Origin of the sequence: Streptomyces sp. NPDC093510, assembly GCF_040683555.1 — a bacterium.
Classification (GTDB): domain Bacteria; phylum Actinomycetota; class Actinomycetes; order Streptomycetales; family Streptomycetaceae; genus Streptomyces.
On record NZ_JBFBEE010000012.1, the window covers coordinates 91,995 to 105,737 of the forward strand.

Below are 13,743 nucleotides of genomic sequence, written 5' to 3' on the forward strand. Positions count from 1 at the left end.
CGGCGCGTCACAGGGACAGGCTCGCCTGCACCGGCAGATGGTCGCTCGGGAACTGCCCGCCAAGCGAGAACGTGTTGATCGCCGCCTCGTGCACCCGCACCCCGGGCGTCGTCAGGATCCAGTCGATGCGGTCGCCGTCCGGGGTGAGGGGCTTGTAGCCGTGGAACGTGGCGTACGCCTTGCTCCGCCGGTCCGCCGCGTCCCAGCTGTCGACGAGGCCGGCGCCCAGGAGCGTGTCGTACACCGGGTTCTTGTGCGCGGCCACGTTGAAGTCGCCCGTCATCACGAGGGGCAGGGACCGGTCGAGGCGGGCGAGGCGTTCGACGATCAGCTGCGCGGCCCGCGCGCGTGCGTGCTGGGACGCGTTGTCGAGGTGCGTGTTGAGGACGTACAGCTCGTCGTCCGTGCGCAGGTCGTGGAAGCGGACCCAGGTGACCATCCGGATGGAGCCGCCGCCCCAGGTGTTGGAGCCGATCACTTCCGGGGTGTCCGACAGCCAGTAGTGGTCGTACTCGACCGGGGCCAGCCTGCGCGTGTCGTAGAAGACGGCCATGAACTCGTCGCGGCTGCCGCCCGCGCGGCCCGTGCCGATCCAGTCGTAGTGCGGGCCGAGATCCGCCTCGATGTCCCGCACCTGCTGGTAGAGGCCCTCCTGCGTGCCGATGACGTGCGGCCTCGCGCGGCGCAGCAGCTCCCGGGTCACCGGGCGGCGCTCGGCCCAGGTGTTCGGCGGTGTGGCGCTCGCGTAGCGGAGGTTGAACGACATGACCTCCAGACGGCGGCCGGGCCGCTGCACCGCGTGCGCGGGCCCCGCGGACAGGGCCGTGCTGAGCAGGGGGATCGCGGCGGCTGCGGCGAACACCGTCCGCAGGCCGGAACGGCGCGTGACGCGTGACTCGGTCGGCACACGGTCTCCTTCGGTTCGGGGCGCGTGGTCAGGATGGGGCGCGCGCACAGGGGTGCGGAAGCAGGATCTGAGACAGCGGGAGAAGAATCCGGGACAAGCGTGAACTCCCGTGGTCGGTGGCGGGTCCACGACACGAGAGGGTGTTGACCAGCACGAAGGTCACGGATAACTTCGCTATACGGATTGTTGATTCCGTGAAGCGGAAATGCCGGGCGCGGCACCGAGCGTGTGGAGGATGCAGGAATGGGTCAGCAAGAGAAGGTGGCAACGAGCCTCGCCGGCGCTGTCAGCGAGGGCATCAGCGCTTCCCTCGCCCCGGTGGACGCGGAGCTCGACCGCCGCTACCCCGGCGACCCAGGCACCCGCCAGCCCGTCCACACCGTGTACGTCCCCGGCGAGCAGTTCACCGCCGACACCCTGCGCACCTGGGGCGACAAGGCCCTGGAGATGCTCGACGAGCACGCCCCGGACGCCGCGTCCTTCGCCGCTGTCCTCGGCCTGGGCGACGACCTCGCCGACGCCGTCTACACGCGCGTGCGCACCAAGCTGGAGCGCGAGCCGATCGAAGACCTGCGCATCGACTTCGAGGACGGCTACAAGGGCGCCGACGAGGACCAGGACGCCGCCCGCGCGGCCCGCCTGGTCGCCGAGGCGTACAAGAACGGCACGGCGGCCCCGTACATGGGCATCCGCATGAAGTGCATGGAGGAGGCCGTACGCGACCGGGGCATCCGCACCCTCGACGTCTTCCTGTCCGGCCTCATGGAGGCGGGCGGCCTGCCCGACGGACTCGTCCTGACCCTGCCGAAGGTGACGTACCCGGAGCAGGTCACCGCGATGGTGCGCCTCCTGGAGGAGTTCGAGAAGGCGCGCGGCCTGGAACAGGGCCGCATCGGCTTCGAGATCCAGATCGAGACCAGCCAGTCCATCCTCGCCACCGACGGCACCGCCGCCGTGGCCCGCATGATCCAGGCCGCCGAGGGCCGCGCGACCGGGCTGCACTACGGCACCTTCGACTACAGCGCCTGCCTCCACGTCAGCGCCGCCTACCAGGCCAGCGACCACCCGGCCGCCGACCACGCCAAGGCCGTCATGCAGGTCGCCGCCGCGGGCACCGGAGTACGCGTGTCCGACGGCTCCACCAACGTCCTGCCCGTCGGCTCCACCGAGCAGGTCCACGACGCCTGGCGGCTGCACTACGGCCTCACCCGGCGCGCCCTGGCCCGCGCCTACTACCAGGGCTGGGACATGCACCCGGGCCACATCCCCACGCGCTACGCCGCGGTGTTCGCGTTCTACCGCGAGGGCTTCGAGTCGGCCGCCGCGCGCCTGGCCGCCTACGCAGGCCACCACGAGGGCGGCGGCGTGGCCGACGAGCCCGCCACCGCGAAGGCCCTCGCCGGGTACCTGCTGCGCGGCCTGGACTGCGGCGCCCTCGACGCGGGCGAGGTCACCCGCCTCACCGGCCTCACCCTGGCCCGCCTGCAGGGCTTCGCGGGCCCGCGCCGCGGCGACCTCACGGCATCGGGCAAGTAACACCGGCCTCTGCCGTCACCACTGCCCCGTAGTCTGTACGCCACAGAAAGTGGTGTCACAGAACGGGGCAGCAGTGCATTCGGGGGATCAGACACAGCCGGGGGACCAGCCACAGCCTGGGGGCCCGGCGCGTCCGGGGGATCAGGAACAGTCCGACGGGGTCGGCAGACTTCTCGCCGGGCGCTATCGCGTCGTGGCCCAGCTCGGCCGCGGCGGCATGGGCGTCGTGTGGCGCGCCGTCGACGAGGTGCTGCACCGCGAGGTCGCGGTCAAGGAACTGCGGACGTACACGGACGCGGCGGGGCCCGAGCTGGCCGACCTGCGCCTGCGGATGCAGCGCGAGGCACGGGCGGCCGCCCGGGTGCGCCACTCCGGAGTGGTCGCCGTGCACGACGTGGCGGAGGTCGACGGGCGGCCCCTCATCGTCATGGAGCTCGTCGACGGCCCGTCCCTGGACGACGTGCTGCGCGACCACGGCCCGCTCGACCCCCGTGCGGCCGCCGCCATCGGTGCCGAGGTGATGGAGGCCCTGGCCGCGGCGCACCGCGTGGGCGTCCTGCACCGCGACGTGAAGCCCGGCAACATCCTCCTGGAGTCCGGAGGACGCGTCGTCCTCACCGACTTCGGCATCGCCACGATGGACGACCCGGGCGACGGCTCGGCCACCCACCTCACCCGCAGCGGCGAACTGGTCGGCTCGCTGGACTACTTGGCGCCCGAGCGTGCCCAGGGCCACGACCCGGGCCCCGCCTCCGACGTCTGGGCCCTCGGCGCCACGCTGTACGCCGCGGTCGAGGGCGCCTCGCCCTTCCGTCGTACGTCGACGTGGTCCACGCTCACCGCGATCGTCACCGACCCGCTTCCCGAGCCCCGGCGCTCGGGACCCCTGACTCCCGTACTGCGGCAGCTCATGCACAAGGACCCGCAGGCGCGCCCGGACGCGGACTCGGCGCGGCTGCTGCTGGCCGGTGTGGCGGCGACGGCGCAAGGGGAAGTGGGCGCGGCGACGGCGCAAGGGGAGGCGGGCGCGACGCCCCGGGAGACCGCCCCTGCGCCGTACGGGACGACCGAGCGCAGCATTCCCGGCACCCCGCCGCCGGGATTCGGACCGCCACCCTCCGCGGCCCCGCAGGAACCGGCCCCGCCCGCCCACCTGGGGCACCAGGCCCCCACCCCTGCCGCCTCCGCGAGCCGTGCCGAGACCCGCTCCACCCAACGCCCGCGCCGGGGCCGCGCGTTGCTCGCCGCCGCTGCCGTGGCCGTCGTCCTTGCCGCGACCGGCGCCACCGTGGCCGTACTCAACGGCAAGGACGACAGCGCCGACGGCGGTCAGGCGCGCAAGGATGTGGCGGCCGGAGGCGCGGGCTCGGCCGAGGACGACGGCAGCCGCGGACCGCTCGGCGGTGGCGAGTCGAAGCGGCCGAAGCCGTCGGAGCAGGGCGACGAGAAGCCCCGCAAGCCGGACACGAAGCCCTCCGGCGACACCGAGGGCGCCGACAAGGACGGCAAGGACGACCGGGACGGCGAGGAAACGTCCGACCGGGACAAGGACAAGGGCAAGGACGGCGACGGGTCCTCGCGCCCCGACCCCACCACCAAGCCGACCGGGGGTGGTTCGGCGCCGGACCCCGTCTGTCATCCGGCGGGCGGCGGCAAGTACAACTGCGACGTGTGGCAGACCTCGAAGTCGTACACGGCGGGCGGCGCCCACGTGGGCACTCTGAACGCGGGCACCAACTACTTCTACTGCCAGCAGAACCTGGGCCGCCGCGAGACCCACGGCCAGTGGACGAACGTCTGGTGGGCGAAGACGGACGACGACAGCGGCAACACCGACGTCTTCGTCAGCGACGTCTACATCAAGGGCGGCGACAACGACAAGCCGCTGCCGGGCCTGCCCACCTGCTGAGGCGGTACCGAGACAGGAATCGAGCAGATGAACGCACCCCGCGACGCAGGCGGCGGCGTCGTCGATCCACAGACGCTGTACGCCCGCGTGGAAGCCGCCACGGTCGGCACGTCGTACCGTCCGCGGCGGACCGAGCGAGGCTTCGACCTGGTGGTGGACGTCCCGCAGCCGAGCCGACGCGTCACCCAGGTGCACACCTACCGCGTCGAACTGCGCCCGCACGAGAAGACCTTCGTCATGACGGACATCGTCCGCACCGAAGAGCGCGGTGCCGTGGGGCCGCCGCGGAGAACGGTGCAGACCGGCCGGAGCCGCTACCGGACGTGGAGCCGCTCGCTGGACGGCAGCGAGCGGACCTCGTTCTCCTCCGCCGACGGCCACCGCCTGATCCGCGGCGAGGCCGAGGCACTCGGCTGGAAGGAGCTCCCGCCCGCGAGCCGGCAGATCGCCCTAGTCTTCGGAGCCGTCGGCGGGCTGCTGGCTCTCGGTGTGCTGATCGCTCTCGCGGTCGTCTTCCGGCCGTAGCCGCTCCGTGAGCGGTGCCGCTCCGTGCCAGTCGGAGCACGACGCGACCTCGAACCCACGGGTGGGGAAGACGGCGTCCATGAAGAAGTCGTGTATCGCCGTGTCGCCGTCGGCGCAGCCGTCACGCAGCACGGTCACGCGGTAGTCGCGGTCCGCCGCGTCGTAGCACGTCGCCGCCACCATCGCGCTGGTCGCGACCCCGGCGACCGCCACGGTGTCGACGCCGCGCGCGCGGAGCACGAGGTCGAGGTCCGTGCCGGCGAACGCGCTGGCGCGGCGCTTCAGTACGACGACGTCCTCGTCGGCGACCGGCAGCGCGATCTCGGTCCCCGCCGACCCTTCGTGGAAGGTGTCCCCGGCTTCGTGGAACGTCTTGAACAGCGCGTTGTCCGGTGGCAGGTCGGCGCCGTTGCCGCGGACGGCGAAATGCACGAACACGATGAGGACGCCGGCCGCGCGGGCGCGCGGAACGAGTTCGGAGAGCTGAGGCACGACGCGCCTGGCGAACGGGTAGCCGCTCGTGATGCCCTGCTGGATGTCGCCGATGATCAATGCGGTGGTCATGACAGGCTCCCTTCCCCAACTCGACCGAGTCAGTCGAACCGGCCGGTCCGGCCGAGTCAGTCGAGCCGGCCGATTCAATTGAGCCGGTCGGGCAGGTGAGCCGGTCGTGCCGGTCGGGCAGGTCGTGCCGGTCGGGCTGGTCGTGCCGGTCGGGCAGGTCGAGTCGACAGAGCCGGTCGGCAGGTCGAGCCGGTCGTGCCGGTCGAGCCGACAGAGTCGGTCGGGCAGGTTGAGCCAGTCGTGCCGGTCGAGCCGACAGAGTCGGTCGGGCAGGTCGAGCCAGTAGTGCCAGTAGTGCCAGTCGAGTCGACAGAGCCGGTCGAGCCGGTCGAGCCAGTCGTGCCGATCGAGCCGGCCGGATCAGTCGGCGGGCGGCAGCTCGCCGGACCCGCGCGTGATGAGCCGCGTCGGCAGCTCGACCCGCTCCGGGGCCTCCGACGCGCCGTCGAGCTGCCGGAACAGCCGCTCCGCCGCCGTCCTGCCCAGCTGCGCCGCGTCCTGCGCGACGACCGTCACCCCCGGGCTCAGCAGATCCGCGAGCTCGATGTCGTCGAAGCCGACCAGGGCCACGGGGCGGTCGAGCGAGGCCAGGACGCGCACGACGGTCACCGTCACACGGTTGTTGCCCGCGAAGACCGCCGTGACCGGCTCGGGCCCGCCCAGCATCGTCTCGGCCGCGGTGCGGACCCGCTCCGGATCAGTGACGCCGAGCGACACCCAGGCCTCGTCGACCGGGATGCCCGCGTCCTCCATCGCGGCGCGGTAGCCCCGCAGCCGCTCTATGGCGGTGTGGATGCGCGGCTGGTCGCCGATGAAGCCGATACGGCGGTGACCATGCGCGATGAGATGCGCGACGCCGTCCCGCGCACCGCCGAAGCTGTCGGAGAGCACCACGTCGGCGTCGATCTTCCCGGCGGGCCGGTCGACGAAGACGGTGGCGACGCCCGCCGCGATCTCCGGTTCCAGATAGCGGTGGTCGTCACCGGCCGGGATCACCACGAGCCCGTCGACCCGCCGCGCGCACAGCGCGAGCACCAACTCCTGCTCGCGGTCCGGGTCCTCGGCGCTCGATCCGTTGATGAGCAGCGCCCCGTGCGCCCGCGCGACCTCCTCCACGGCACGGCTCAGCGGACCGTAGAAGGGGTCGGCGAGGTCCTCCAGGACGAGGCCGATGCTGGCGGTGCGGCCCTTGCGCAGCACGCGCGCGCTGTCGTTGCGGCGAAAGCCCAGGGCCTCGATGGCCTCCTGGACACGGCGTTCGGTGTCGGGCGTGACGCCCGGCTCACCGTTCACGACGCGCGAGACCGTCTTCAGGCCGACTCCGGCGCGGGAGGCGACGTCTTTCATGGTCGGCCGGTTGCCGTAACGGTTCTCGGGTCGTCGGGCGGCGGTCTCGGCCACGATGCGCTGTCCTGTCCTGTCGTCCATGATGTCGTCGAGCGTGAAGTCGTCGAGCGTGAAGTCGTCAAGCGTGAAGTCGTCGAGCGTGAAGTCGTCGAGCGTGAAGTCGTCGAGCGTGAAGTCGTCGAGCGTGAAGTCGTCGAGCGTGAAGTCGTCAAGCGTGTGGCGTCGAGCATAGGGCCTGGACAACGTTGTCAGATGCAAGGGAGACTGACCTTCGCACTCTCCGGCCTGCCGATACACCAGGAGACCCGACACAGATGCACATGGACCTCGTCGCCGCACTCGACATCGGCGGCACCAAGATCGCCGGAGCCCTGGTGGACGGGCACGGCCGGATTCTTCTGCGCGCGCAGCGGCCGACCCCGGCGCGCGAGGACGGCGACACGGTGATGCGGGCGGTCGAGGAGGTCCTCGGCGAGCTGACCGCCGGTGAGCTCTGGGGCCGGGCGGCGGCCGTGGGCATCGGCAGCGCGGGGCCCGTGGACGCGTCGGCCGGCACGGTCAGTCCCGTCAACGTCCCCGGCTGGCGCGGCTATCCCCTGGTCGACCGCGTCCGCGCGGTCACCGGCGGCCTGCCCGTCGTCCTGGTCGGCGACGGCGTGGCGATGACCGCCGCCGAGCACTGGCAGGGCGCCGCACGAGGCCACGACAACGCGCTGTGCATGGTCGTCTCCACGGGCGTCGGCGGCGGCCTCGTCCTCGGCGGCAAGCTGCACAGGGGTCCCACCGGAAACGCCGGTCACATCGGTCACATCAGCGTGGACCTGGACGGCGACCCCTGCCCGTGCGGGGCGCGCGGCTGCGTCGAGCGGATAGCGAGCGGCCCGAACATCGCGCGCCGCGCCGTGCGGGACGGCTGGCGGCCGGGCCCCGACGGCGACACGTCGGCGGCCGCGGTGGCGGCCGCCGCCCGCGCGGGGGACCCGGTCGCGCTCGCCTCCTTCGAGCGGGCGGCCCAGGCGCTGGCCGCCGGGATCGCCGCGACGGCGACCCTCGTCGAGATCGACATCGCGGTGATCGGCGGGGGAGTGGCGAAGGCGGGCGACGTGCTCTTCACCCCGCTGCGCCGCGCCCTGAGGGACTACGCCACGCTCTCCTTCGTACGCCATCTGACCGTGGCCCCGGCGCTGACGGGAACGGATGCGGGGCTTGTGGGGGCGGCGGCGGCCGCACTTGACGGTGAGCCGAGTGCGGCCGTGGAGCTGCGGTCGGCGGTGGGCGGCTGAGCAAGGGAACGGTGACGGGGGCGTCCGGTGGCCGGTCTCAGCAGGTCAGCGTGGCCTCCGCCCAGTCGCCGTGGTCGGAGTCGATGCCGTCCCCGCCGTCCGTGACGACGAGGCGTACGACCTGGGCGCCGGTCACGTCCGCGGACAGTTCCTGTGCGGGCATCGCGTTGGTGAGCACACCGGTCGAGGCGGTCTTCCTGCCGTCCGCCCAGATCTCGAAGGCGATCGTGCCCTTCACGATCGTCTCGTCGTCGACGCCGACCTGCGCGGTGACCTTCTCACAGGCCGCTCCGGTGTAGTACTCGACGGAGCTCTCTGCGTGCGCCCCGAGGCCCTTCGCGTACACCTTTCCGCCGATGGTGATCGGCCTGCCGTCGCCGAGGCCGCGGTCGCCGTTGCTGGTGTCGCGCTCCACGGGGCCCCAGCCGTTGGTCGCGGAGAGCCACGGCAGGCCGCTGAGCGGCGAGTTGCCCGCGGGCGGCGCGACGACGACCTGTGCTGTGAGCGGCAGCGTCTTCTCGGCCCGCGCGCCGTGCGGCGAGCGGTAGGTGGCCTTGAGGCGCACGTCGTACGCTCCCGGCCCGGTGCCCGCGGGCGCGGTGACCGTCCAGGACGTGGCGAGCGTCTTGCCGGTCCGCAGCGAGCGCGCCGTCGTCGGGGAGGTGGCCTTCACGGCCCACCCGGAGGGAGCGCCGAGCGCCACGGAGACCCGCTGGGCGGGCGTGCGGCCGAGGTTGGTGACCTTGGAGGTGACCTTCGTGGGTTCGCCCGCCTCCACGAACAGGCCCCCGTCGAGGCCGAGTTCGACGGCGGGCGGCTGGTGGGCCCACTTGCCGTCGGCGGACACGCGCAGCAGTACCGTGCCGTGGGCGGGAACGGTCGCCGCGATCCGGCCCGCCGTGTTGTAGCTCTTGTGCTCCCACAGATCGCGCAGGGTGTACGCGTCGGCTTCGGGGAGGCCGACGGCCTTCGCCGTCGTGGACACGGACTGCGCGGTGCCGGTCTCGTTGAAGAGGGCGACGGCGCGGCTGCCGTCCTTCATCTCCTTGGCGACGACCCAGCGCCCGCCCCGGGAGGAGACGACCTCGCCCTGCCTGCCCAGCGGGTCCTGGTCGACGGCGATGACCTCTTCGTTGCCGAGGATCTCGAAGGTCTCGGGGGAGGCCTTGCGCAGGTCGGAGCCGATGAGCAGCGGCGCGGCCATGATCGACCACATCGAGAAGTGCGTACGGTACTCGGTGTCCGTCATGCCGCCGTTGCCCACTTCCAGCATGTCGGGGTCGTTCCAGCGCCCCGGGCCCGCGTACTTCGCCAGCGGCAGGTTCTGCTTCATGATCGACACCATGGAGCCCCAGCTGTCGCTGATGTCGCCCGTGGTGCGCCACAGGTGGCCGACGTCCGCGGCCCACTCCCAGGGCTTGTTCTCGCCCCATTCGCAGATGCTGTAGACGATGGGCCTGCCGGTGGTCTCGGAGGCGGCTCGCAGCGCGTCGCGCATCGCGATGTACCGCTGTTTCGCGTCCACACCCTGGTTGTTGCAGTTGTCGTACTTGAGGTAGTCGACGCCCCAGTCGGCGAACTGCTGGGCGTCGCTGCGTTCATGGCCGAGAGCGCCGGGAAAGCCCGCTGAATTGCAGGTCTTGGTGCCCGCGCTGGTGTAGATGCCGAGCTTGAGGCCCTTCGAGTGGACGTAGTCGGCGACCGCCTTGATCCCATTGGGGAATCGCGCGGGGTCGGGCACCAGCTTGCCGTTCGCGTCGCGTTGCGGCAGGGCCCAGCAGTCGTCGAGGTTGACGTACTCGTATCCCGCGTCCTTGAGGCCCTTTTCGACAAAGATGTCGGCGATCCCCTTGACCATCGCCTCGTCGAACTCGGCCCTGCAGTGGGTGGAATTCCAGTTGTTGAAGCCCATGGGCGGCGTCAGGGCGAGCCCGTCGGGCAGTTTGACGCCGGGGTCGGCGGTGTCGCGTGCCGCGGTGGGTGTGGTGAGTCCGGCGGCGGGTGTGGTGAGCCCGGCGGCGCACAGCAGGACGGCGGTCAGTGATCCGACCACTCTTCGGCGGATGGTGCGGGCTGGGAGATGACGCATCGTTACGTTCCTCCGTACTCGCGGAAGATGGGGGGTTGCATGTGCGTGTCACGCGCGCGCTTACGGTAGGGCGTGTTGGACTCTGTTGGAAGAGGAGTGGTACGGCTTCGACTGCCTGGTGCCGGGACCCTTGACGGCGGTGCTTCTTGGGAGTGAGATCCAACCCTCGCGTTCGGTTGTGTTCGGTTGAACCCCGAGGAGGGGGCCATGGCACAGTCATCGTTCGGCGGACCTGCGGCTCCAGGAGACATGACAGGACATCGGATGTCCCGGCGCAATCTTCTGCGTGGTACCGCCGCCGGGGCCGGGGTGGTCACCCTCCCCGTACTGCTCGGCGCCTGCGGTGAGAAGCCGGGCGGCAAGAAGAACGAAGTCACCATGGGCTCCAACTCCTCGGATGCCGTACCGAAGAAGGCGTTCCAGAAGGCCTTCGACGCGTACGAGAAGAAGACCGGGAAGACGGTCGAGGTCCACACCACGGAGCACAACGAATTCCAGCAGAACATCACGCGTTATCTCCGCGCGACGCCCGACGACGTCTTCATGTGGTTCGCCGGATACCGCATGCAGTACTTCGCGGAGAAGGATCTGCTGGTCGACATCAGCGATGTGTGGAAGGGCTTCACCGGCTTCTCCAAGGCGCTGAAGGACCAGTCCACGCACGAGGGCAAGCAGTACTTCGTGCCGTACTACTACTATCCGTGGGCCGTGTTCCACCGCAAGAGTCTCTTTGCGAAGCAGGGGTACGAACAGGCCAGAACCTGGGACGAGTTCATCGCCCTGGCCAAGAAGATGCACAAGGACGGGATTCCGGTCGCCTTCTGCGACAAGGACGGCTGGCCCGCGATGGGCACCTTCGACTACATCAACCTGCGCCTGAACGGTTACGACTTCCACAAGAGCCTGATGGCGGGCGAGCAGGCCTGGACCGACACCAAGGTCAAGAAGGTCTTCGACCTGTGGCGCGAACTCATGCCGTACTACCAAAAGGGCGCCCTCGGCCGCACCTGGGAGGAGGCGGGTCAGGGTCTGCAACAGCGCAGGACGGGCATGGCCGTCTTCGGAATGCCGCACCCCGGCCAGCAGTTCCCCGCGGACGAACGCGACGACATCGACTTCTTCGCCTTCCCCGAGATCGACCCCGCGTACGGTCAGGACGCGGTGGAGGCGCCGATCGACGGATTCCTGATCGCCGAGAAGGCAAAGAACGTGGACGCCGGAAAAGCCCTCCTCACATGGCTGGGAACACCCGAGGCCGAGGACATCTACCTGTCCAGCGACCCGAACAATGTCGCCGTCAACGACGGCGCCGACACCTCCAAGTACAGCCCGCTGCAGAAGAAATCCGCCGAACTGGTCTCGGGCGCCAAGCAGATCTCGCAGTTCCTGGACCGCGACACACGTCCCGACTTCGCACAGACGGTCATGATCAAGGCGCTCCAGGACTTCATCGACGACCCCGACGACGTCGACGGACTCGTCAACAGCATCGAACGGCAGAAGAAGGACATCTTCTCGCAGGGCGCCGGCTGACGATGTCCCGGCCGACCCGATTCACACGCCGTGACACGGTCGTCCTCGGCGTTCTCCTGGGCATCCCCGTCCTGATCGAGGCCGTCATCATCTGGGGGCCGACGCTCGCCTCCATCGGCCTGTCCTTCACCTCGTGGGACGGAATCGGCGACATCGAGTGGGTGGGCGGACGTAATTACGAAAGCCTCGTCGACAACTACCCCGCCTTCTGGCCGGCGGTCCGCCACAACCTTCTCTGGATCGCCTTCCTCGGCTTCGTGGCCACTCCGTTCGGACTTCTCCTCGCGGTCCTCATCGACCGCGGCGTCCGGTTCAGCCGCTTCTACCAGTCCGTGCTCTACATGCCGGTGGTGCTCTCGCTCGCCGTCGTCGGATTCATGGCACAACTGCTCCTCGGCACCGACCAGGGCGTGGTCAACACCGCTCTCGGCAACGAGAGGAACCCGATCGACTGGCTGGGAAACTCCGACCTCAACATCTGGATGATGATGCTCGCCGCCGGCTGGCGACACACGGGATACGTCATGATCCTCTACCTCGCCGGACTCAAATCGGTCGATCCGGCCCTCAAAGAAGCAGCGGCGATCGACGGGGCGAACACCCGCCAGACCTTCTTCCGCGTCGTCTTTCCGACGCTGCGCCCGGTCAACGTCATCGTCGGCGTGATCACAGTCATCGAAGCGCTGCGCGCGTTCGACATCGTGTACGCGGTGAACAAGGGGCGCAACGGCCTGGAACTGCTCTCCGTGCTCATCACCGACAACATCATCGGCGAGGCGAGCCGCATCGGATTCGGTTCGGCCATCGCGGTCGTCCTGCTCACCGTCTCACTGGGATTCATCGTGACGTTCCTGGTCCAGGAGTTGCGGGGTGAGCGCGACCGATGACCGCGGACCCGCACACCGCATTCGACGACGGACGCCCTTCGGGGCGACGTACGCCCCCACTCTCCCGCCGTCCTCCTCGCCGCCGTGGGACTTTCGGCGTCCCCCTCTTCCTGTCCGCCGTATCCGTCGCCTTCCTGGCACCGCTCCTGCTGGCCGTCTACGCGTCACTGCGTCCATACGAGGAGACGGCAGAGCACGGCTACTTCTCCTGGCCCGACCGCCTGTCCCTCGACTACTACCGCGAGGCCTACACCGAATCCGGTATGGGCAAGTACTTCACCAATACGCTCCTGGTCGCGGTCCCCGCGGTGATCGTGACGCTCTTCCTCGCGTCGTTCGTCGCCTTCGCGGTGTCGCGCCTGCGCGTCCGCGGCGGAATGCTGCTCCTGATGCTGTTCACGGCAGGGAACCTGCTGCCCCCACAGGTCATCGTCACCCCGCTCTACGCACTCTTCCTGCAGATCCCGCTGCCCTGGTGGATGTCCGACTCGCTCACCCTCTTCGACTCCATCTGGGCGCTCATCGTCGTCAACATCGGTTTCCAGATGGGGTTCTGCGTCTTCGTCCTCTCCAATTTCATGCGGACGCTGCCGAAGGAGATCCTGGAAGCGGCGATCGTCGACGGCGCGGGAGTCTGGGCCCAGTTCTGGCGCATCACGCTGCCACTGTGCCGCCCCGCGCTCGCGGCCCTCGCCACGCTCGAGTTCACCTGGATCTACAACGACTTCCTCTGGGCCCTGATCTTCATCTCCAACCCCGAAAAACTCCCCATCACCTCTTCGCTGAACAACCTGCGCGGCCAGTTCTTCACGGACTACAACCTCCTGGCCGCCGGCTCCGTCCTGGTGGCCCTCCCCACGATCCTCGTATTCCTCCTCCTGCAACGCCACTTCATCGCGGGGCTGACGCTGGGGGCGGGGAAGGGGTGACCGACTTACCTGGAACGCGGCTCCAGACCCTCGTATCGGGCGCCGGCCATTGCGCGCTGCGACGCCGCTACAACCGGCTCATCAACGCGACGAAGACAATGGGGAAGCCGGCGGGCGGTAGCAGGCGCTGGCACGTGCGCCGGGAACATGCCTCCGATGGTCAGTTCACGCGCTTGTCGGCACGTCGTACCGGGCTCCACTCTGGCCACGTCATCCGACGACCACAGGGGGGCC

The 13,743-nt window shown here is 70.0% G+C and carries 11 protein-coding genes; 7 read left to right on the forward strand and 4 right to left on the reverse strand.

The features are described from left to right. Positions 1–7: 7 nt before the first annotated feature. On the reverse strand, positions 8–907 hold the full coding sequence (locus AB0N81_RS20580) for an endonuclease/exonuclease/phosphatase family protein (RefSeq protein WP_365360231.1): 900 nt from the start codon (positions 905–907) through the stop codon (positions 8–10). A 243-nt stretch (positions 908–1,150) separates the two neighbouring features. On the opposite strand from AB0N81_RS20580, the gene AB0N81_RS20585 reads away from it, so the two are divergent. The 3 genes from AB0N81_RS20585 (at position 1,151) to AB0N81_RS20595 (ending at position 4,877) form a co-directional block, all read left to right on the forward strand. After that, on the forward strand, positions 1,151–2,443 hold the full coding sequence (locus AB0N81_RS20585; protein WP_365360233.1) for an aldolase/citrate lyase family protein: 1,293 nt from the start codon (positions 1,151–1,153) through the stop codon (positions 2,441–2,443). 193 nt (positions 2,444–2,636) lie between these two features. Further along, complete coding sequence (locus tag AB0N81_RS20590; RefSeq protein ID WP_365360235.1) at positions 2,637–4,352, forward strand: serine/threonine-protein kinase; 1,716 nt, start codon at positions 2,637–2,639, stop codon at positions 4,350–4,352. A gap of 27 nt (positions 4,353–4,379) precedes the next feature. Continuing rightward, entirely contained in the window at positions 4,380–4,877 is a 498-nt protein-coding gene (locus tag AB0N81_RS20595; RefSeq protein WP_365360237.1) for a hypothetical protein, read from the forward strand. Here AB0N81_RS20595 and AB0N81_RS20600 read toward each other — a convergent pair. Both AB0N81_RS20600 and AB0N81_RS20605 read right to left on the reverse strand, forming a co-directional pair. Beyond that, positions 4,803–5,441 carry a cysteine hydrolase gene (locus AB0N81_RS20600; protein ID WP_365360239.1) on the reverse strand — a complete coding sequence of 213 codons (639 nt, stop codon included), beginning with the start codon at positions 5,439–5,441 and terminating at the stop codon, positions 4,803–4,805. The genes AB0N81_RS20595 and AB0N81_RS20600 overlap by 75 nt on opposite strands. Before the next feature lie 360 nt (positions 5,442–5,801). Continuing rightward, positions 5,802–6,869 (reverse strand): LacI family DNA-binding transcriptional regulator, encoded by a 1,068-nt coding sequence (locus AB0N81_RS20605; protein ID WP_365360604.1) that lies wholly within the window; start codon positions 6,867–6,869, stop codon positions 5,802–5,804. A 233-nt stretch (positions 6,870–7,102) separates the two neighbouring features. On the opposite strand from AB0N81_RS20605, the gene AB0N81_RS20610 reads away from it, so the two are divergent. Beyond that, positions 7,103–8,071, forward strand: a complete 969-nt coding sequence (locus AB0N81_RS20610) for an ROK family protein (RefSeq protein WP_365360241.1) — start codon at positions 7,103–7,105, stop codon at positions 8,069–8,071. A 37-nt stretch (positions 8,072–8,108) separates the two neighbouring features. On the opposite strand, the gene AB0N81_RS20615 is transcribed toward AB0N81_RS20610, so the two are convergent. Further along, the gene (locus AB0N81_RS20615; RefSeq protein WP_365360243.1) at positions 8,109–10,160 is read right to left on the reverse strand and encodes an NPCBM/NEW2 domain-containing protein; all 2,052 of its coding nucleotides are present in this window, start codon (positions 10,158–10,160) and stop codon (positions 8,109–8,111) included. A 264-nt stretch (positions 10,161–10,424) separates the two neighbouring features. Here AB0N81_RS20615 and AB0N81_RS20620 point away from each other — a divergent pair, with 264 nt between their 5' ends. From AB0N81_RS20620 to AB0N81_RS20630, 3 genes are read left to right on the forward strand one after another with little or no spacing between them, the layout of a single operon-like run. Beyond that, a complete protein-coding gene (locus AB0N81_RS20620; protein ID WP_365360606.1) occupies positions 10,425–11,693 on the forward strand; it encodes an ABC transporter substrate-binding protein in 1,269 nt (422 codons plus the stop codon). A gap of 2 nt (positions 11,694–11,695) precedes the next feature. Continuing rightward, a complete protein-coding gene (locus tag AB0N81_RS20625) occupies positions 11,696–12,580 on the forward strand; it encodes a sugar ABC transporter permease (RefSeq protein WP_365360245.1) in 885 nt (294 codons plus the stop codon). Further along, positions 12,577–13,509, forward strand: a complete 933-nt coding sequence (locus tag AB0N81_RS20630) for a carbohydrate ABC transporter permease (RefSeq protein WP_365360247.1) — start codon at positions 12,577–12,579, stop codon at positions 13,507–13,509. The genes AB0N81_RS20625 and AB0N81_RS20630 overlap by 4 nt, the downstream gene beginning before the upstream one ends. Positions 13,510–13,743: the final 234 nt, after the last annotated feature.

Bases quoted from the DNA above. Each gene is read 5' to 3' on its own strand.
- AB0N81_RS20585 (WP_365360233.1), top strand. From the start codon at position 1,151: ATGGGTCAGCAAGAGAAGGTGGCAACGAGCCTCGCCGGCGCTGTCAGC.
- AB0N81_RS20595 (WP_365360237.1), top strand. From the start codon at position 4,380: ATGAACGCACCCCGCGACGCAGGCGGCGGCGTCGTCGATCCACAGACG.
- AB0N81_RS20600 (WP_365360239.1), bottom strand. From the start codon at position 5,441: ATGACCACCGCATTGATCATCGGCGACATCCAGCAGGGCATCACGAGC.
- AB0N81_RS20605 (WP_365360604.1), bottom strand. From the start codon at position 6,869: ATGGACGACAGGACAGGACAGCGCATCGTGGCCGAGACCGCCGCCCGA.
- AB0N81_RS20610 (WP_365360241.1), top strand. From the start codon at position 7,103: ATGCACATGGACCTCGTCGCCGCACTCGACATCGGCGGCACCAAGATC.
- AB0N81_RS20615 (WP_365360243.1), bottom strand. From the start codon at position 10,160: ATGCGTCATCTCCCAGCCCGCACCATCCGCCGAAGAGTGGTCGGATCA.
- AB0N81_RS20620 (WP_365360606.1), top strand. From the start codon at position 10,425: ATGTCCCGGCGCAATCTTCTGCGTGGTACCGCCGCCGGGGCCGGGGTG.
- AB0N81_RS20625 (WP_365360245.1), top strand. From the start codon at position 11,696: ATGTCCCGGCCGACCCGATTCACACGCCGTGACACGGTCGTCCTCGGC.
- AB0N81_RS20630 (WP_365360247.1), top strand. From the start codon at position 12,577: ATGACCGCGGACCCGCACACCGCATTCGACGACGGACGCCCTTCGGGG.